The sequence below is a fragment of the Vibrio tubiashii genome (assembly GCF_028551255.1).
Taxonomy (GTDB): Bacteria; Pseudomonadota; Gammaproteobacteria; order Enterobacterales; family Vibrionaceae; genus Vibrio; species Vibrio tubiashii_B.
The window spans coordinates 1,430,358-1,450,600 of the sequence record NZ_CP117030.1 but is presented as its reverse complement, the minus strand read 5'-3'; the positions used below and the strand labels follow the sequence as shown (position 1 = coordinate 1,450,600).

Annotated in this window: 16 protein-coding genes; 7 read left to right on the top strand and 9 right to left on the bottom strand. The window is 46.6% G+C overall.

Translation table 11 applies throughout. The features are described 5' to 3' along the window. Positions 1-60: 60 nt before the first annotated feature. From LYZ37_RS22025 to LYZ37_RS22010, 4 genes are read right to left on the bottom strand one after another with little or no spacing between them, the layout of a single operon-like run. Positions 61-1,356 carry a sensor histidine kinase gene (locus LYZ37_RS22025; RefSeq protein WP_272787627.1) on the bottom strand — a complete coding sequence of 432 codons (1,296 nt, stop codon included), beginning with the start codon at positions 1,354-1,356 and terminating at the stop codon, positions 61-63. Then, positions 1,357-2,031: a response regulator transcription factor gene (locus tag LYZ37_RS22020; protein ID WP_272787626.1), complete on the bottom strand. Its 675-nt coding sequence runs from the start codon at positions 2,029-2,031 to the stop codon at positions 1,357-1,359. A 7-nt stretch (positions 2,032-2,038) separates the two neighbouring features. Next, a complete protein-coding gene (locus LYZ37_RS22015; protein WP_272787625.1) occupies positions 2,039-2,929 on the bottom strand; it encodes a sterol desaturase family protein in 891 nt (296 codons plus the stop codon). Positions 2,930-2,945: 16 nt separating this feature from the next. Beyond that, positions 2,946-3,485 (bottom strand): hypothetical protein, encoded by a 540-nt coding sequence (locus tag LYZ37_RS22010; protein WP_272787624.1) that lies wholly within the window; start codon positions 3,483-3,485, stop codon positions 2,946-2,948. Between the two features lie 182 nt (positions 3,486-3,667). On the opposite strand from LYZ37_RS22010, the gene LYZ37_RS22005 reads away from it, so the two are divergent. From LYZ37_RS22005 to LYZ37_RS21990, 4 genes are read left to right on the top strand one after another with little or no spacing between them, the layout of a single operon-like run. Continuing rightward, positions 3,668-4,567: an ABC transporter six-transmembrane domain-containing protein gene (locus LYZ37_RS22005; protein ID WP_272787623.1), complete on the top strand. Its 900-nt coding sequence runs from the start codon at positions 3,668-3,670 to the stop codon at positions 4,565-4,567. Beyond that, complete coding sequence (locus LYZ37_RS22000; RefSeq protein ID WP_272787622.1) at positions 4,557-5,696, top strand: efflux RND transporter periplasmic adaptor subunit; 1,140 nt, start codon at positions 4,557-4,559, stop codon at positions 5,694-5,696. Before LYZ37_RS22005 ends, LYZ37_RS22000 begins: the two co-directional genes overlap by 11 nt. After that, positions 5,696-8,788: an efflux RND transporter permease subunit gene (locus tag LYZ37_RS21995; protein ID WP_272787621.1), complete on the top strand. Its 3,093-nt coding sequence runs from the start codon at positions 5,696-5,698 to the stop codon at positions 8,786-8,788. Before LYZ37_RS22000 ends, LYZ37_RS21995 begins: the two co-directional genes overlap by 1 nt. Continuing rightward, positions 8,785-9,756, top strand: a complete 972-nt coding sequence (locus LYZ37_RS21990; RefSeq protein WP_272787620.1) for a helix-turn-helix domain-containing protein — start codon at positions 8,785-8,787, stop codon at positions 9,754-9,756. The genes LYZ37_RS21995 and LYZ37_RS21990 overlap by 4 nt, the downstream gene beginning before the upstream one ends. 36 nt (positions 9,757-9,792) lie before the next feature. On the opposite strand, the gene LYZ37_RS21985 is transcribed toward LYZ37_RS21990, so the two are convergent. Next, the gene (locus tag LYZ37_RS21985; protein ID WP_272787619.1) at positions 9,793-10,752 is read right to left on the bottom strand and encodes a nitrilase family protein; all 960 of its coding nucleotides are present in this window, start codon (positions 10,750-10,752) and stop codon (positions 9,793-9,795) included. Positions 10,753-10,847: 95 nt separating this feature from the next. Here LYZ37_RS21985 and LYZ37_RS21980 point away from each other — a divergent pair, with 95 nt between their 5' ends. Continuing rightward, the gene (locus LYZ37_RS21980; protein WP_272787618.1) at positions 10,848-11,750 is read left to right on the top strand and encodes a LysR family transcriptional regulator; all 903 of its coding nucleotides are present in this window, start codon (positions 10,848-10,850) and stop codon (positions 11,748-11,750) included. A gap of 185 nt (positions 11,751-11,935) precedes the next feature. After that, the gene (locus LYZ37_RS21975; RefSeq protein WP_004743877.1) at positions 11,936-13,309 is read left to right on the top strand and encodes a YjiH family protein; all 1,374 of its coding nucleotides are present in this window, start codon (positions 11,936-11,938) and stop codon (positions 13,307-13,309) included. Positions 13,310-13,375: 66 nt separating this feature from the next. Here the strand turns inward: LYZ37_RS21975 and LYZ37_RS21970 are convergent, their stop codons facing one another. Then, on the bottom strand, positions 13,376-14,758 hold the full coding sequence (locus LYZ37_RS21970) for an aminotransferase-like domain-containing protein (protein WP_272787617.1): 1,383 nt from the start codon (positions 14,756-14,758) through the stop codon (positions 13,376-13,378). A gap of 97 nt (positions 14,759-14,855) precedes the next feature. On the opposite strand from LYZ37_RS21970, the gene LYZ37_RS21965 reads away from it, so the two are divergent. Beyond that, complete coding sequence (locus LYZ37_RS21965) at positions 14,856-15,752, top strand: EamA family transporter (protein ID WP_272787616.1); 897 nt, start codon at positions 14,856-14,858, stop codon at positions 15,750-15,752. A gap of 43 nt (positions 15,753-15,795) precedes the next feature. Here LYZ37_RS21965 and LYZ37_RS21960 read toward each other — a convergent pair whose 3' ends face one another. The 3 genes from LYZ37_RS21960 to LYZ37_RS21950 all read right to left on the bottom strand — a co-directional run bounded on the left by LYZ37_RS21960 (position 15,796) and on the right by LYZ37_RS21950 (position 20,229). Continuing rightward, entirely contained in the window at positions 15,796-16,827 is a 1,032-nt protein-coding gene (locus LYZ37_RS21960) for a hybrid-cluster NAD(P)-dependent oxidoreductase (protein ID WP_272787615.1), read from the bottom strand. A 56-nt stretch (positions 16,828-16,883) separates the two neighbouring features. Then, complete coding sequence (gene hcp / locus LYZ37_RS21955) at positions 16,884-18,545, bottom strand: hydroxylamine reductase (protein WP_272787614.1); 1,662 nt, start codon at positions 18,543-18,545, stop codon at positions 16,884-16,886. A gap of 382 nt (positions 18,546-18,927) precedes the next feature. Next, entirely contained in the window at positions 18,928-20,229 is a 1,302-nt protein-coding gene (locus LYZ37_RS21950) for a phosphatase PAP2 family protein (protein ID WP_272787613.1), read from the bottom strand. Positions 20,230-20,243: the final 14 nt, after the last annotated feature.

Genomic DNA, 20,243 nt, shown 5'->3' with positions numbered 1-20,243 from the left:
TAGACTCCTAAAATTCACTATACGAGTAAGTTTAGGTGAACGAGGGTTAAGATTTGGTTATCACTCTGATTGCGAGTGATGGGATTGAAAACTTACACTGGCGATAAACTCTGTCTCTTGATGATACTCAAACTTCCACTCTTGGTGGCGACATAATCGCTCGATTAGAATGAGGCCGATACCAAATGAAACCTCAGAGCTGCTTGATTCCGAGTCTTCGAGTGAATTTGTAACTTGAACATCAGAGCCGGAGAGTTCGATATTTATTGCCCCTTGCTTGGTATGCTGTAAAGCGTTGCGGATAAGATTTGTCAGGACAATTTCAACCAAGATACTTGGCAGTTTTACCGGAAAATTTTGCGGGCTTGCATTCACTTTGATTGCTACCTGTTTTCCATCTTGCAGGTATTGATGGTTGGCTAAGATAGAGTGTACCAATTGCTCTAAATCGACCTCTTCAATTTCGAGATCATCAAGTTGGTTTCTGCTCATCCAAAGTAGGGTGGAGATAAGGTTTTGCATCGTTACCACGGAGCGATTGATCCTAGCGACCGCGCGTTGACCGCCTTTGGTCATAGAATCTGAAAGGCGGGTTAACATCTCACCACTGGCGGAAATAATGGAAACGGGCGTTCTTAACTCGTGACTAGCGGCGCGAAGAAAGAACTCCTCTCTTTCAATTGCCTCACGCTGTTGTTTAACGCTCTCGATAAGCTGCTTTGCTAAAAGATCGACCTCGGTATAGCGAAACTTCTCTAGCTTGTTGGTCTCTTGTAAATTGAGAGTCTGTGACCATTGAGACAAGGTAATAATCGGTTTGGTGAGTCTATGAATCAGTAAACGAATCAGAAGAAAGACGAACAGCAGCAATGCGCCGACGATCAAGAAAGCGGAGTTAAATTTGCTGACGGATTCCGGCGGGCTCTGGCTAAGGAGCTCCGTATAGACGGCCTCTTCATATTGGGAAACGACGTACAAATAGCTGTTTTTTGCTTCGACATAGTGAAGGGCGGCATAAAGGTACTCACCATAACCGCCACTGGCATTGGCGATATAGTCTTCGTAAATCACATCGTTTTCAAACGTCTCCCAATCGAACTGTTGGAGAAACTTTGCTGGGATTTGATTGAAGTCTGAGTAAACCTGCAGGGTACTACTTTGAGATTGAGGGATTTTGCCAGTAGCGAGAAACTCAGTCTCAGCGAGTTTCAGCTCATAGAGGAAGCCATATTTGGCCGATTCATTGAGGCCAATCTGGTAACTTTGGCTGATCATCAAGCCATAGATAGCCGTTAAACTGATCACCAAGCCAAACAAGTAAAGGTAGATATCTCGCTTAATACTAACGCGCTTCACTTACTCTTCCTCTCTGATCGCAATACCTACACCGTGGAGGGTGTGAATCAGCTTGTTGTCGAACGGCGCATCAATCGCTTGTCTTAGCTTAAACAAATGCACTTTCAAACTGTCAGCATTGGGTAGCTCATCGCCCCATACTTCTTCTTCTAGCTTGGATTTACTGACAACGTTAGGGCTATTTCGAATTAGACATACCAACATCTTCCAACACACAGGTGGAAGTTTAATCGCTTGACCTGCGCGACTCACTTGGTGCTGATCGAGGTCGACTTTGAGATCGCCAACCGAAAGTGAGGTCACTGCCCCTTTAGCTCTGCGTACCAGTGCGAGTACGCGAACCTTGAGTTCTTCCATGGCAAACGGCTTGACCAGATAATCATCAGAACCCGCGGCAAAGCCAGTCAGCTTATCGTCCAAGGTATCTCGGGCAGTGAGCATCAAGATTGGTGTACTGATTCCTTTCTCTCGCAAGGATTGGCAGACATCAATGCCATCCATCTTAGGCATGTTGAGATCGGTGAGAATGATATCGTAGCTGTTACTTAACGCGAGGTTAAGCCCTGATAATCCGTTGTAGGCAAAGTCAAATTCGACTCCATCTAGCTCCATATAATCGCTGATTGCTTCGGCGAGATCTTTATCGTCTTCAATTAACAGGGCACTAATCGTCATTGAGCGTTTACTTCCTTTTTTGTTCTTGCTGCCAAGCCCAGATAGGCGGTTTAACCAGTAGTTTGAACTTGATGCTCCATTCTGGTGCATGCCATATCTGGCTGAAAAGCTTCATATATCCATTGAAGTATACTTTAAATGGATTGACGGAGTTAATCCGTGGGTAAACGCCATATTTTACTTCTTCCTCTTCGCGGGCAAAGGTACCAAACATGCGGTCCCAAATAATCAGTATTCCGGCATAGTTTTTATCGAGGTACTGTTTATTGGTTGCATGGTGAACCCTATGATGCGAGGGCGTGTTGAATATCGCTTCAATCGGGCGAGGAAACTTTCGCACCGTTTCAGTATGCAGAAGGGTTTGAAACAACTGAACGAAGGTTTCACACATCAAGACAACAAACGGATTGAAGCCGAGTAAAATCAAAGGTAAGTGGAAAAAGAACGGGAAAAACCAGTCCAAAGGTCCAAATCTGTACGCCACCGATATATTGAAATAGGGCGAGCTATGGTGAACGGAGTGCGTTCCCCAAGCGATTCCATTGCTGTGTAAAAATCGGTGCTCCCAGTAGTAAGCTAAGTCTGCAAGAATCAAACAGCCAAGAATTGTCCAACCCGTGATAGGTAACTGAGTAAGGCTAAAGTTTTCGTAGGCAAAAACAAACGCGCCCACATAAGCTAGACCGACAACAAACAGTGTAATCAGTAGGAAAAATAGCGTGACAAAGTTAGTCGCACTATCTCCTATCATGTTCCAACTAAGCTTCTTTTTAAACGCATAGCGGATAACTTCGATTAAGAAGATTACGACCGCAATAAGCAGGAAATTATCATCCACCCAGCTTTCGGTAAATATGATGGTGCTTTCCGAGAACACTTGAGACATAGACTCAAACATAGATATCTCCTTTACCCTATTGCTTATAGTAGACGGACATTTGGCTTGATACAGGTAAACCGCTTTGATTGAGATGGTGAGTTTCCACCACCGCATAAGGCTGTTTAGCAAAGTCGATTTTCTGCCATGCCTCTGTGAGCTCAGCTTCATTGTGCTTTCCTTCCTTGAGCAGAAGTTTTGCATCGGCTATGTCTGGTAGTTTGGTCAGGTCACTTGCTATTGCGCCCGCTGTGGTCGGGTAACCAATTGTCACCTCTGCTTCAGAGAAATCTGCATTAAATGCTTGGTACAACACGACGATGCGATCAACCTTCTGAGGTAGAGGGTTAGCCTCATCGATCCTGGCGTAGAACTTATCCCATAAGTTTGGAACGCCTTGTAATGCGATGGTCTGAGTGACGCCGCGCAAGTAGTTGCTGGGCCTCTTATCGACAATGGGTGCTGCTGACGATTTTGCGCCACTGGCATCTTCGGCAACGGCAGGTTGAGCTAAGACAAGCCCCCAGATTGAGCCAGTAATTAAGGCGGTGGTGGCGATGGATGCGAATAATTTCATGCTGACTCCATACCTAGGTTAAACATATACCTAAGCGTGATTTATTGATTATGGTAGGAGTGTAAGTGGGTAGGCGTTAACAAAAGGTTATCGACACTCAAATGATCAAAACAGCAATCTGGGACACTTTTTCTTGAGATGAATTGGCAATACTAACGCCAAATTCATTCACAGGAACAATGATGTCTGACCGCTTCCAAGTAACACTTAAATCCACCATTGGCTTAGAGCCCTTCAAAGTAGCGCTTACTTGGTTCATGGTGCTGGTGGAAAACGTGATGCTGATATTACTGCCACTCGCGATAGGCTACGCGATTGATGGTGTATTAAATCATGACATGCAACCCTTGATTCACTTCGCCCTGCTACTGCTAGCCGTTGTGGTCGTCAGCGTATTGCGCCGTTTTTATGATACGCGCGTTTATGGTCAGATTCGATTTAAGCTAGCCAGATTGGTTGAGCGAAACCTAAAACACGCGCCAGTATCAGTGCGTAGTGCTCGCTTAACCATGTCTCGTGAGCTGGTGGACTTCTTAGAAGATGATTTACCGGCGTTAATGACGGCAGTGGTACAGCTTGTTGCTACCGTTGTTATCCTCGCTGCTTTCCACTTCTATCTTGCTCTGAGTGTCTTGGCCTCGGGTATCGGCATCTTGATTATCTACGGCCTGTTTCATGGCACTTTCACTCGCTTAAATGGTGCGTTAAACGATCAGCTAGAACAGCAAGTAACGGCGCTTAATAGCGGTAAGTTTGCCAACATTCGCGGGCATTTCAAACGGCTTAAAAACTGCGAAATTAAACTGTCAGATACCGAAGCCATCGCTTATGGATTGATTTTTATCGTCTTACTGAGCGCGGTTTTAGCCAACCTGTGGATGGTGAGTGCCTTGGTCGAACCTAGTGTGGGGCAGATTTTCTCGATCGTGACTTATTCGCTTGAGTTCGTTGAAGTCGCAGTTGTGTTACCAGTGACGTTACAGACATTGTCGCGTTTGGCTGAGATCACTCAACGTCTCAATGTTTCATCAAAGGCTGAGGCCCAAACCCCTAACCCACAGGAGATTTCTTATGAAGGTTAAATCTATCTTAGCTGTCGCGTTAGGCGTAAGCGCAATTTTCGCTGCCTTGGTTATGGTTGACTACTTAGAACCACAGCCGGCTCCGATTAAAGAGAAGGCGGAGCTGAAAGCGCCTGTTTCAATTATTGAGGTGACGCCGCAAGCGCATAAATCGTCTTTGACTTTACTCGCCACCACAGCAGCGAGGTGGCCGATTCAACTTAAAGCATCGAGCACCGCTCAACTCGCTTGGTTAGATTCTCAATTAGAGCCGGGGATGACGGTGGCGAAAGGTGATGTATTAGCCAAGCTAGAGACCAGTGCATTAGCGTCTAATTTGGCGCAAGCGAAAAGCCAAGTAACGCAAGCTGAGCTTAATCTCAAGCAAGCGAAACACGAACAGACAGTGGCTCTGAAAATGCTATCAGCTAAAACCAGCTCACCTTTTGCTCGACGAGAGCCGCAAGTGGCGGCAGCGAAAGCGGAGTTAGACAGAGCACAGCAAGCGCTGCAGAGCGCCAACAAACTGCTGAGTGAAGCCAATATCGTAGCGCCATTTGACGCGATTATATTACGACGCATGATTAGCCCAGGTGAGTGGTTAGAGTCAGGACAAGTGCTGTTTGAGTTAGCGGCGAGCGATTCAGTTGATGTGGCGCTGCCCGTCTCAGATCTCCACTGGCAGAAAGTACAAGGTGCGCTGAGCAAACCAGAAATTTCGGTATCAAACAGAGCAGGGCAGCATTGGCCTGCAAAGGTTCGCTATGTTGCCCCTCAAGCCGATGCCAACACTCGTCAACGTCAGGTTGTGCTAGCAGTCAGCGAGCCTTATGCAGACAAGGAAAAATTGTTGCCTAATCAGCAGGTTAAAGTTGTAGTGAGTTTAGGTAATCAGCAGAGCATAGCAACCTTGCCGCTTAGCGCCTTAACACGTGATGGCTTTGTTTGGACTTTAGATAACCAAGATAGATTACAGAAAGAGTGGGTAACGCTGGTCGGTCAACAGCAAGATCAAGTGTTCGTTCGTTTTGACGAGCAGAGTGAACAGTCTCGTCGAGTAGTGGTTTATCCTTTGATTTCGATGTTGGTTGGTAAGCAAGTGGCACCTCACAGCATGACTGAAATGACGGCCAAATTGAGGAGTGAATAATGAGCTGGTTAACCAAGTGGTTTATTAACAACTCTGTCGGCGCCAACTTGCTGATGCTTGCCATCATCGCAAGTGGCGTGATGGCATTTGGACAGTTGCGGGTTGAGTCATTTCCGCAGATTGCTCCATCTTCTATCTCTATTACAGTGGCTTACCCCGGTGGAAGCGCTAAGCAAATAGACGAAAGCATCACCCAGCGTATCGAAGAGTCCATCAGCGGTATTGCAGGAATAAAGCAGATAACCAGTCAATCTAGCGCGGGTCAGTCGAGTGTTGTGGTGCGCAAAACCAGTAGCACGGATTTGAACAAACTCTTGGATGACGTACGTAATCGCGTCAATGCCATTAATGGTTTTCCTGCACAAGCAGAAAGACCACAAGTGGTGCGCAATGAGTTTACCAATTTAGCGGCTTTCGTCGTGGTGTCGGGTGAGCGCAGTGATGAGCAGCTTCAGCCAATTGCGCGTCAAGTCGAGCAAGCATTAAAGAGCAATCCACGGATCTCAAAAGTCAGTAACTGGGGCTCACGTGCTCCTCAGCTGATTATTGAGCCTCGTCCTGATGAGTTAAAAAAGCTCGGCATTACCTTAGATGATCTCGCCAACACGATTAACCAAATGTCACTGGAGTCACGAACGGGTGAGTTAGTCAGTGATAAAGGAAGAATGGTGATTCGTGGTGACGGTTACGCTGATGACTTGCAGAAACTTAAGCAACTGGTGGTGGTGTCTAGGCCATCAGGTACGGTTTATCTGGGCGATATAGCCACACTTACTAGAGATTACGAATCAAGCGGTGCAATCGTAAGAAACAATGGTTCTAATGCCATTGCTTTGTTGGTCAGCACTAGCCAAACCGATAATCTACTTAAAGTGAGCTCAGCGATTGAAGAGACGCTAGCTGAGCAACAGCGAATTCTACCTAACGATATCGAGCTCAATGTGATGGCTGATATGGCGCCTTATATTGAGGAACAGCTATTTCGACTCGGGGATAATGCATGGCAAGGTCTATTGATTGTCGTTGTTTTACTGGGAATATTTTTAGAGCTTAAACTGGCATTTTGGGTCGCGGTAGGGATCCCAGTTGCGCTAGCTGGTACGTTAGGTGCAATGCAAATTGCCAATTACAGCATCAACGATATCACGCTATTTGGCTTTATCTTAGTGCTGGGTATTTTGGTCGATGATGCCGTTGTTGTCGGTGAAGCCATTCATGAAAAGCGCTCTCAATACAAGAGTGGTAAAGAAGCGGCGTGGCACGGCGTCCACTCTGTGTCTGTGGCGACTGTTTTCGGCGTCTTGACCACCATAGCGGCGTTTTCTCCTATGCTGTGGATCAATAATGATTTTGCCAAAATACTGGCTGGTTTTTCGGCAGTGGTGATTTTCGCTCTGATTTTCTCTTTGATTGAAAGTAAGTTTATTCTGCCATCGCATTTGGCGCAGCTCTCTACGCAAAAGCAAGGAAAGGGGATAATCGCTAAGATTCAATCCACTGCACAAGGCGGGCTGACTTGGTTTAATCGACGCGTGTATAAACCTGCGCTAGAGGTAGCGCTAGATTATAAACTCGCTAGTTTGATGGGCTTTGTCGCCATGATCGTATTGGCCTACGGAATGTGGTCAACCGGAACGATTCGCAGTGCAATTTTTCCTGAAATTCCGGGGCGTTACATTACCGCTAAAGTGGCGTTGGAAGATGGTGCTCCGCTACCTTTGCAAAAGCAAGCATTGGATAAGATCGAGCAGTCGATGCTCACCGTCGAGCAACAGCTTCAAGCCGATTACCCTCTTAGTAACCCACCGATCGTTAACCTGTTAGCATGGTCTGATGGATATGGCGAGATTGAGGTCACGGCAGAGTTAACTAGTGAGTCTCTTAGCATACTCCCTGGCAACCTATTGACTGACAGTTGGCGACAACAAGTCGGCGCGATTGAAGGGGCTTACTCTGTAGAGTTTAGTGCTGCAGAAGCGCCTGCTGGTGGCACCTTAATTTCTATATCATCCCGCGATAGAGAGTTAGCGAAACGTGTGGCGATTGAACTGGGTGATGCCTTGTCAGTGCTACCGGGTGTTGCCGATGTATTCGATGATGGTAAAGGCGGTCAGCCACAGGTTCGCTTGGTGCTTAATGAGTTTGGTCATCAGCTTGGTTTAACGCAGGACAAGTTGGCCAAACTGGCGGGTGAAGCCTATGGCGAGCGTGAAATTCACCGTCTTTTAGAACAAGGCCAAGAAACGAAAGTATTGCTTAAATACCCAAGGGATGCGCGTAAGACCTTGGCGCAGTTAGAGCAATCACAGGTGATGTTAGCAGGCGGAAAAACCGTTCTGTTAGGCGATATCGCTGAGTTTCAGCATGAGCAGCAACCTCAGATCTTGTATCGCAGAAATCGAGAGCAGGTGGTGAATCTCTACTGGAAGCAAAATCGCGACATACAGGCTCCCGAGCAGACTATGACTCAACTGACAAAACGGATTGAACAACTTGAACTTCAATACCCTGGCGTGAAAATAAAAGCGGGTGGCGAGTTTGAGGAGATCAGTGAAGTCTCCGATGGATTTAAATCGGCAATGATTCTGACTATCTTATTGATTTACATCTTGTTAGCGGTTCCTCTTAAGTCTTATTGGCAACCGTTTATCATTATGGCAGTGATTCCTTTTGGTTTTGCTGGGGCGATATTTGGCCACTACATTATGGATTTGCCCATCAGTCTGTTATCTATGTTCGGCATGATGGCGATGACTGGCATCGTTATTAATGATTCATTGGTTTTGATTACTCGTTTCAATCATGAATACCGTAATGGCATGCCTCTTAAGCAAGCATTGGTGACAGCAGGTACGAGTCGCCTGAGAGCTATTTTCTTGACCACGATTACGACGGTTTGCGGCTTGCTGCCATTGTTGAGTGAGACGGCAGAGCAAGCCCAGTACCTTAAACCTGCCGCGGTATCATTGGTGTTTGGCGAGCTATTTGCTACAGCGGTTACTTTATTATTGATTCCGATTCTACTCGGACTGACCAGTCGTAAGCAGGCGAAACCGATGGAAGAACAACTGGTGATGGACACAGTGCAATGAGCAAGGTATTTGATTTAATCGATCAAGCGGGCGATAGTGATTTTATTGATCTAAAAGGACCGAGTGCAATGGTAGAAAATGAAAAGCAGCCCTTCTTGCTGGTTCCCGAGATAGCCTTGCTCGAGCCGCTGCCTGAGCATCTGCGTAAGCGATTTTCACACGCCTTGTATTTAATGCATAAAGAACTTGATGAGCACAGAACTTGGGAGCAAATCGCGACGGCCAGTGCGATTTCTCCCTATCACTTTCACCGCCAATTTACCGAGCTGTTTAACGAAACACCCGGGCAATACTTAAGTCGTTTAAGGTTGCAGGTGTCGGTTAGCTTACTGATGAACAATGATCCTTGGAGCGTGACAGAGATTGCTCAATATTGTGGGTTTTCTTCTTCTCAAGCTCTGGGTAAAGCGCTTAAACGAGAGCTCGGTGTGACGGCTAAGCAAGTACGTAAAATGGGTTGTGAATTAACGCCGCGAGAATCTGCTGCATTTATCCGTCAACTCGGCCATCCGGGGAAAGATATCCCTCTAGAAAACGAATTGGCTCAGTCTATGCCGACAGAGCTGATCTGGTATCCGAAACGGGGGATGAAAAAGCTGTCTATGGTTGACCCAGACTGGGACAGCGTGATGGAAATCTATGGTGAGAAATCGGTTCGTTTGATGGGGGCAACCCCGGTTAATCAACTAGAGCAAAGTTGGGATCAAATCGATACCTATATTGGCGACTGGCAAGTTGAAGAACAAAAGTATGATTTTACTCTGCCTGAAGGTTACTACTTATGCAGTGATGTTTACCTCGTCTCTGACGCTGGCTACAGTGCCGCGCTTGAAGCTTTGTTTGATATCGCTCTGAAAAAGAATCTTGAGATTGATGAAGACGGCTTTTTTGTCGAAATGATACGTTATATAGAGCTGACAGAAGTGGGCGGTGTAACATTCTCTTTTCAGATCCCCATTGTTAAGTGACCTTAGAGGCTAGCTCTAAGGTCAGATAATGGTGAACTATTTTTCGTTAAACCGGGCATGATAAGGGTCAAGCTCATAGCCTTGTCGCTGGGCAAGCTCACGATAGAGCTCTGGCCTGCGCCCTCTTATCCAGCGCCTACCTGTACACATATCAAGCTCTTTTGGATCAAGGTCGGCAATGATCATCGCATTGTCTATCGCGTCAGTTTCAACCATGGTCTCACCGTAAGGGTTTAGGATCATCGCATTGCCTGTTCTCACTTCATCCATATCAACGCCAACACCATTACTAAATATCAGAAACAGTCCATTGTCGTGCGCTCGTGCAGGCAGCCAACGCATTAGCCAAGCGCGCCCTTTTCGCCCTTGCATTTCAGTTCGAATGGCTTCCGGGTCTTTATGTCGGTTGAGCCAAAGCTGAGGGTCGATCCTTCCCATCGCGTTCGGACTACGTGAGTGGCAACCTCCTGTCTGGTGAGGGGCAAGCAGTACGTCTGCCCCCTTGAGTGCTGTCATCCTTACGTTCTCAACTAAGTTGTTATCCCAACAGATCAATATGCCCACTCGCCAACCTTGCGGGGTTTCGACCACGGTGTATTGGTCGCCGCTACTCATGTGCGGGCTGACAAAGGTATGCAGTTTTCTGTGCTTGGTGATGTTGCCGTTCGGCATCGCTAGGATAAAGGTATTGTAGAGACAGCCTTGTTCATCAATTTCAATCAACCCGACACCAATCTTGATCCCCGTTTGCTTGGAAAGTGACAAAATCTGCTGGCTAGAACTGCCTGCCGGAATCGGTTCAGCAAGTTGAACGATTTGCTCTTTGTTCAGTTTAGAAACATGCCAGTAGCCTGAAATACACATTTCTGGGAAGCAGATAAGCTCAACCCCTTGCGTTTGAGCGCTTTTTACATAGTGCTCAATCACAGCAAGGTTGTACGCTTTATCCCCAGGGTGATGATTAAATTGAACGGATGCGACACGTAACTTTTCCACGGAGATTCCTTACTTGGTAAAAACTGGTTGTGAGTTTAAGAAAATTATTTCATTCCATATAATGAAATAAATTCTCTATTCAATAAGGGTTTGGAATGGAAATTGAGTTACTTAAAGCGTTCTGTGTTTTGGCTGAGAGCCAAAACTACCGGTTGGCATCGGAGAGGCTGTTTCTCACGCAACCTGCCATTACCAAGAAAATTCAACGTTTAGAAAGCAAAGTGAGTGCTCCATTGTTTGAGCGTGGTCGCCATGGTGCGCGTTTGACCGCTGCAGGTCAGTCGCTGTTACCCGAGGCTCAGCGCCTAATGCGTCAATTTGAGCAGTTCGACACCCTATCTCAGCGAGTATCATCTGGGTTGTACGGAAGTTTGAAAATCGGCTTTGGAGTTTCGACCTACCATGAGGCGCCTCGTTTTGTGGCCGCATTCAAGCAGCGCTACCCTGACGTCAATATTGTGCTGAATGACATTCCTTCCCAAACCCAACTAGACCAACTGCAAAGTGGCGAGCTTGATGTAAGCTTCAATCGCATTCCGAGCGATAGTCAGTTTCAAACTTTACCTCTGTTTGATGATCAATTGGTGGTCGCCATTCATCGAGATGAAGACATTGACGAGCAATTGCTTTGGCATTCGTTAGCTCGGCATAACTATTTAAAATTGGCGACTAATCGAGGCCCAGGGCTCAGCCGACAAATAGAGGGCTACCTCGCAGCCAATCAATTGGAGTTAACCATTGCCCAAGAAGCGGACGACATCTTAACGCTACTCGCATTAGTCTCTGCTCGACTGGGATTCACCATCGTTCCTCAAAGCGCTCAAGCGATAAGCAATCCACATGTGCGTTTTATTCCATTAAAGGGGGACTATGCCAATTGGCCAATCGGTTTGGTGTGGTTACCGAACTCGCCTAATGCACTGCTAGATAATTTTGTTGAGTTAGTGACAGAGCTAAACTCGCGAGGAGGGACACCAGATACTCTCAGTAAGTCGTGAAGTATTCTCTAGTGCTATGTTTTGTTGTTTAGTTATTGTTATAGATGTTAGATTTGATTTTTTATTTATCAATGGTGAATAAAATTGCAATTTTAGCTTGTGTTGGATTTTTTAGGATATATAATCGCTCACATTGAAGATTTATTCACTTTAAGTGAAATTGTAGTCATCTAGGGAGTAGTCAGATGAGCGATACACTTCTCGTTGAAGAGAACCACAAAACTAACCGGAATCTGCTGATGTTTGCGATTCCATCATTACTAGGATTATTCTTTTTCCTTGCTCCGCTAACATACGACGGTAACTTTACCTTCCCGCTAGCTTTAATGGCGAAAGGGGTTAAAGCGCTGCTAGGGGATGCGATTTTACCGACGGTCACGGGCGTGATCTGTTTTTCAGCGTTTGCATCACTTGCCGCAAGTCTTTTAAAGCCAACTTTTGTTACGCAATCTTATCTGCTTACAAGACTTTTCATTCTGACTCCAACTTGGCTGGTGATTCGTTCGTTAGGTGCGTTATTCACGCTACTGGCGTTGCATCAAATCGGGCCAGAGATCATCTGGAACGGTAACACGGGTGGTCTAGTTTTAAATGACTTGCTTCCATCGCTATTGGTAACTTTCTTCCTTGCGGGATTATTGCTTCCGCTACTGCTTAACTTTGGTTTGCTTGAGCTGTTGGGTACGTTACTGAGTAAGTTTATGCGCCCTGTTTTCCGTCTACCGGGTAGAGCGGCGATTGACTGTATGTCTTCATGGTTAGGCGATGGTACGGTCGGTGTTATCTTAACTAGCAAGCAGTATGAAGATAAAAAATACACAGCGCGTGAAGCCGCAGTGGTTGCAACTATGTTCTCACCTGTGGGTATTTCATTCTCGCTTGTGGTACTGACTCAAGTTGGATTAGCGAACTACTTTGTACCGTTTTACTTTGCGATCTGTTTGTCTGGCGTTGCTGCGGCGATGGTGATTCAATTCCTGCCACCGCTATCTTACAAGAAAGATCTCTACATTGATGGTAGTGCGCCGAATCGAGATGATGAACTGGTTCCGGCTGGTAAATCGACTCTAGGTTTTGGTATGGAGCTAGCACTGAAACGTGCCGACAAAGTAAAAAGCTTAGGCTCAGTGGCTAAAGAAGGTGTGCATAACGCGCTGGATATGGTGTTTGGTGTTCTTCCTGTTGTTATGGCTATTGGTACACTAGGTCTAGTGGTTGCAGAAGCGACGCCATTGTTCTCAATGCTAGGTGCTCCGTTTGTACCTCTACTAGAGCTACTTAATGTGCCAGAGGCAGCAGCGGCGGCAGAAACTATGCTGGTGGGCTTCACTGATATGTATGTTCCATCAATCATCGCGGCATCATCTGTGAATGCGGATTTAACCAAGTTTGTCGTGGCAGCACTGTCTGTTACTCAGCTGATTTTCATGTCAGAAACAGGTTCGGTGATCTTAAGCAGTAAGGTGCCAATTAACTTCCTAGAATTGGTGGCAATTTTCCTACTTCGTACATTAGTAACGCTGCCTATTATTGTCCTCGTGGCACACGCGATCTTCTAATCGAACTGAACTGTTCAGTCCTAAAAGCCCGACAAATAGCTGTTTGTCGGGCTTTTTATTTGTCTGTTAACACGCTTGCTTTATTAGTCTGATGAGCAAGTCTAGATCCTGTTTCGCTTGCCCTTGAAGTGGATAGCCCATATTGATTCGAATGCACTCACTATACAGATCGAGCGTGGTAAATAAGTGACCAAGCCGGACATCGAGTTGATGCTGATCGACACTTTGCGCGAGGGCATTTTGGTCCAAGTTGGGTATTTGAAGCCACAGTACCATGCCACCTTGTGGGTGACTGAATTTCACGTCACCCGGTAAATGCTGCGTAAGGTAGTCAAGGTATTGTTGCCTCAGGCTAAGTAACTGGGTGCGCCTTCTTTTTACATGCTTGGCGTACTGACCTGATTCGATAAAATCCGCTACAGCGAGTTGGGTTGGAAGGGCAACGCCATAACTTGCCGATGCAAATTGGATCTTGTACGTATCTAGGTATCTTCCCGGAAGGCACCAGCCCAAACGGTAACTGGGTGAAAGGCTTTTTGAGACAGAGCCACACCATAAAACATACCCGCACTTGTCATAATATTTAGCCGGTAAGGGCGTGTGGGAAGAGTAGGAGAGCTCCATATAGACATCGTCTTCGATTACCGGAATGCGGTAATCGTTGGCGAGCTGGGCCAGTTTTTGCTTTTGGTTGGCTGACATATTGATGCCTTGCGGATTCATATGCGAGGTACAAAATATCGCTGCATCGACACGTCTGTGCTTGAGGTGCGCTTCTAGTTGTTCAAGGTCTACACCATCATCTAAAGAAGGGATCTCAATGATCTTGCGCGACATTTTTCCTAGCAGCTCCAAGATGCCATTGAAGCATGGAGAGCTTATCGCTATGGTGTCGCCTTGTTTGGTGCAGGCTTCCAATGCTGCTTTGATTGAAGACATACACCCCGCGGTAACGACGATCTGGTCAGGATTAAAATGTAAGTCGAGCTTGGCAAAGTGGGTGGATAAAGCGCTGCGCAGTAAAGGCTCACCTTGAATATCGGGATAGTGATTGAGCCTGTCCCCCATCCGTTTCAGTGCGCGGCGAAAGCTGCGTTCCAGTTCAATCACAGACTGTTCATCTGCCGAGGTGCTCGATACGCCCAATGGACCACTTTTCGCACTGTGGGTTGGTGAACTCCTGATGACGTGAGAGACCTTACTTTTAAATTGAGCCCAATTTGGTGTCGCGTGCACTGGCTTACGAGGTGAAACAAAGTAACCCGCTTGTGGTCTAGAGTGAATCCAGCCCTGTGATTCGAGCTCTTGATAACAGCTGACCACTGTAGACATACTGACGGATTGCTGTTTGGCTAGCTGCCTAAGCGAAGGCATTCTACCCCCTTCGACTCTTTTGCCGTTTTCTATCTCTTCAATAAATTGATTCGCTAGCTGTTGGTAGATGCTCATTCTGTCTCTGAACTGTACTGGTTTTTATTTGGAAAATTGTATCTGTATATGATTTGTCGCTCAAGGGATACTGTGGCAAAACATAAGAGGGACGAATATGAAAAGAAATGACTTATTGCTCGCCGTGCTTGTCATGGCTATATGGGGATTTAACTTCTCGATGATCAAAATGGGGGTAACCAATGTTCACCCCTTATTGGCAACAGCAGCACGTTTTGCGCTCGCGGTGATTCCTGCGATCTTCTTTATTGCTAGGCCAAATGTCGCGTGGCGTTATCTAGTTGGCTACGGCATTGTGTTTGGGGTCGGTGTGTGGGGAATGGCCTCTTGGTCTATCACTGCAGGGCTTTCGTCTGGAATGTCTTCCGTTTTACTGTCAACCAATGTACTTATCGGCATGGCCGTCGGGATTTGGATATTCAAAGAGCAGGCACCGCTGCGCAAAATTGTTGGGGCGGCATTAGCGATGTGTGCCTTGGCGGTACTGGTTTCAGCGACGACAGGGAATGTCACCTTGAAGGGCGTTGCATTGATTATGATCGCGGCGTGCTCTTGGACCTTGATGGGCGTCATTGTTAAAGCGTCGAAGACGACACAGGCATTCGCGTTCAATGTGTGGGGAATGCTGTTTTCGCCGCTGCCACTTGTTCTATTTGCCGTGTCTCTGCATGGTGAAGCGATCATCTGGCAGGCGTTTGAACAGTGGGATTGGAACACGACGATAGCCGTGGTGTTTCAGGCGTATCCAACCACTCTGTTTGGTTACTGGGTGTGGAATCTGATGCTGATTAAGTACCCGTTAAGTACTACTGCGCCACTGACGTTACTAGTTCCAGTGTTTGCTTTAGTGAGTGGATACTTTATGTATGATGAGGTGCTGTCGATGGCACAGATCATTGCCTCTGGACTGTTTTTGGTTGGGATTGGGTTAATCGTTAAGCCTGCATCGATGCAAAAGAGCCCGACTAAAGCGTTTGGTAAGCTAGCACGATAGAAAGGATTCCGAGTAAGCGAAGACTTACTCGGAATGTGTACAATTACATCAATTCGACTTCAACGTCGCTCTGAATCTGGCTAGAGCAAGCGAGCGTATAACCTTCCGCTAAGTCTTGTTCAGTCAGAGTCTCGGTGCTAGTACGAGACACTTCCCCTTTAGTCACTTTGCATTTGCAAGAACCACACATACCGCTGCGACAAGCGATGATGATGGGTACACCATTGTCCTCTAGGACATCGGCAAGTGTCGCACCTTGCTCAACTTCAGCACTGACACCAAAAGCGGGCACTTCAAATTGAACCACACCGCCAGCAGATGGTTCTTGATGGGTTTCAATTGGAGTGAAGCTTTCCTGATGAAACGCTTGAGGTTCAACGCCGAGTGCGAGCGAGTGAGACTCCATATCCTGCATAAACTGAGTTGGCCCGCATAGATAAACGGTGCGTTCCGCGATATCAGGACATAGGGTTTGTAGCCATGCCTTATCTAGTCGACCTTGCGGATGACGTGTCCCAGTGTTGTCTTTTAGCAGCAACTTAAAGTGGAAGTGGCTGTGAATGCTGTCCATTGACTCTAGCTCATCAAAATAGATGGTTTGCTGAGCGCTTTTAGCCATATGAATAAAGACGATGTCGATATCTTTTTCATCAGCTAACCAGGTCTTTGTCATCGACATTACAGGAGTAATACCGCAACCTGCGCTAAGCATAACGACTTTATCTTTTGGCGTGCAATCGACACTGTTAAATGGACCCGTAGGCGCAAGGGCTAACACAGTATCACCCGGGGCGAAGGTATCGACAATGTGGTTTGAGATTAAGCCTCCCTCAACGCGCTTGATAGTCAGCTTTAACAGAGGTTCGTTAGGCACAGAGCTAATAGAATAGGCTCTATATTCAACTTTACCCTCCATCTCAAAACCCAGTGAGACAAACTGTCCGGGCTTAAATTCGAAAGCGATATCTTCATCGCCTATAGGGGCCAGCGTAATGCTCACGGTATCTGGGGTTTCTTGCCACTTCTCTACGCAGCGTAAAGTTGTTGGCAGGTTGTTTTGCCATTCACTTGTCATAGTTTTCTCTTAAAAAAGTGCCTAGCTCCAATTAGAGCTAGGCAAATTGGCGAGGATTAAGCAGCTAAGATGGTTTTTAGATCGTCTTCAACATTACCGATACTGCGCATGTCGAATTTCTCTTGGATGATTGCCAGTAGGTTGTCGGTCAAGAACGCAGGTGCGGTTGGACCTGTGTAGATACCTTTCACACCTAAAGCGAATAGGGTCAGTAAGATAACAATCGCTTTTTGTTCAAACCAAGATAGAACGAGGGTTAGCGGAAGCTCATTGATATCACAGTCGAACTCTTTAGATAGCGCTAGCGCAAGTTGGATTGCTGAGTAAGCATCATTACATTGACCAACATCGAGTAGGCGTGGGATACCGTTGATGTCACCAAACTGATTCTTGTTGAAGCGGAATTTACCACAAGCCAGCGTCAGGATTACGCTGTCTTCAGGTGCTGCTGCGGTGAAGTCTGTGTAGTAACTACGCTCAGATTTATCACCATCACAACCACCCACTAAGAAGAAGTGCTTGATGTTGCCTTCCTTTACTTGTTCAACCACCGCTGGCGCTGCTTCCATTAGTGCATTACGACCGAAGCCAACCGTGATCATCTGTTCGATTTCGTCATGTTGGAAGCCGTCTTGAGCTAGAGCGCACTCGATCACTTGGCTGAAATCATCACCTTCGATATGTGCAACACCCGGCCAGCCAACAATGCTACGAGTAAATAGGCGATCGGCGTATTGGCCAACATTTGGATTCAACAAACAGTTCGATGTCATGACAATTGCGCCAGGGAAGTTGGCAAACTCTTTTTGCTGGTTTTGCCATGCGCTGCCGTAGTTACCCACTAAATGAGAATACTTGTTTAGTTCTGGGTAGCCGTGTGCAGGTAGCATTTCACCATTGGTGTAGACATTAATGCCTTTGCCTTCAGTTTGTTGCAGGATCTTTTCTAGATCATGTAGGTCATGACCAGACACTAGAATCGCTTTGCCTTTGACTGTCTTAACGTTAACGGCAGTAGGAGTAGGGTGGCCGAACGTAGCCGTTTCACCCGCGTCTAGCATCTCCATCACTTTGTAGTTCATTAGGCCGATCTGCATCGAACACTCTAACAGAGCGTTTAAATCTTCTGGGTCAGTACCAAGCCATGCCATGATTTGGTGGTACTCGGCATAAATATCCGTGTTGGTTTGCTCTAGTACACGTGCGTGCTCCATGTAGGCTGCTGCACCTTTTAGGCCGTATAAGCAAAGTAGGCGCAGACCAATCACATCTTCACTCAGATGTTGGTAGCCACGGTTAACTGCCACAAGAGGAGCATGAGCTAAAATCTCTTCTGCAGTTGCTGGAAGCTCAAAGTGAGCGACAGATGGTGCTTCATCCAACTCAATATCACCCAATTTAGCTGCCGCGAGCGTTTGTTCTTTTAAGCGAGCTTTGTATTGCGCTGCCAGTGAAGCAAGTTCAAGAATACGCTCAGGATCGAAGTTAACGTTGGTCAGCGTAGAAAAGAAAGCTTTTGGTGCCCACTGGTCGATTTCAGTATCGATGATATCGAATTTGCGCGCTTGCTCAGCCCAGTAAGAAACCCCTTGTAGGGTGTAGACCAATACGTCTTGTAAATCAGAAACTTCAGAAGTTTTGCCACACATACCTTGTGCAAATGAGCAGCCCTTTACAGTAGGGGTTTGAATCGTCTGTTCACATTGAATACAGAACATTGCGCGTCTCCAGTCGTGATAATTGTTAGCGGAACTGTCCGCCGTTTTATTTTGATACTGATAGAGCAGGTAGCGTGCCAATAATTAAGTTATTGTTATATAAGAGTTTATCCCTTTATCTTAGACCATAGTGATGTTAATTTAACATCGTGACTGATGTGCAAATGACATCGTAAAATAAGGGTAGGTAAGATGGGGTGTAATCTGCCGTAAATCGTTGAGTTCACACTTTGAGCTAAAACGAGATAATGACGCCACTTCAAACAAGAAAACAGGCGAAGATTCACCGGCTTAGTGGATGTTTAAAAGGGTGATGTGATTTTTACAACGCGGAGCGTTAGAGGGGAAAAAGGCTCACCAATGTTGATGAGCCTAAAACGGGTTAAAAACGGTTGGCGAAAGAGAGTACTACCGCGTTGGCGCGATATTTAACGCCGACATCACGCCACTCATTTCGTGACATAGTGTATTTCAATCCGAGCTCCCAATCTTTGTTCACTGCGTAGTTGAAACCAGCTTCTACATACCCGACTTGGTCATTACTCCACGTCTGGTAGTTGGCAAGTCCTTGCAAATACAAGTCACCGATCAGCTTGTATTGAGCCTTACCTGTGACGGAAGGCATAAATTGATAGCCTCCTTCGCTGGCGTAATTGCCGCCGCGCAGATGGTCAGCTTCTAACTCAACCAAAAATCCGTATAAACCGACACCTGCAGAAAGGTTGAATTTATCGTTGATTTGGTAGTGTTGATAGTAAGTGCCGCCGGCATTCCACTGCTTAAAAGCGAGGTAAATGTCTGAACCTGGACTATAAGTGGTATTGTCTACGGAAAACTCCCCATTTGCAGTCCCATAGCGACGAGTTTCAGACGGCGTTAAAGAAAACTCAACGGAGGTTTCACTGTCTATCGTGTACTCATAAATGACTGAAGAGAAGGGTTGGTGGTCATCAACCAGCTTAGAGCCAGGCAAGAGATCGTGATCATCCATTTGATCGACGGAATCTGTCATATTAAAGCCGACATCAAACTGAAAGCGATGACGCTTCTGCTTAGGCAACTCACCTGTTCCGCGCTTGCGACCTTGATCGTATTGCAGCGCTTTATCCGTTACAGACACCCCTAGCATGACGCCGCCGTCAGAACTTGGGCCAGCAGTGAGGCTAACGCCCTCTTTAACGTATGGTGAAACGACCAATTGGTTCACAAGGAAACCAATGCTTGCTCCTCCAAGTACGTCATCAGGGTAGTGACGGTTACCGTGAACGCGGCTTGCCGCAACAAACGTCGCCGCTGCGTATGCAGGTATGCCCCACGCAGCGCCGTAGCGAGTTTGTAAGAATGCAGCACCGGAAAACGCGCCAGCAGCATGACCCGAAGGGAACGACTTATAACTTGCGCCTGTCAGGTCTGAATTTGGTCGGTAACGTCCGACCGTATTTTTAGTAACCTCGGTAATGCCTTGAGCGGCGAGAACCGAGATGGTCAGTTGAGCTGCCCCTTCAAGGTCTTGATGAATTAGGGAAGCAAATAGACCGGTTGCAGGTAGGGCGATGGCAAGGACATCACCCGCTTCAACGATATCGTCATTCACTGACTCGTTGATGGCATTGTAGTCTTGCGCGCAGGCCAATGGACTGCCAACAAGCATAGTTAAGCTTATCGCAAATAATGTTCTTTTCATCGCCTATCGTCTCT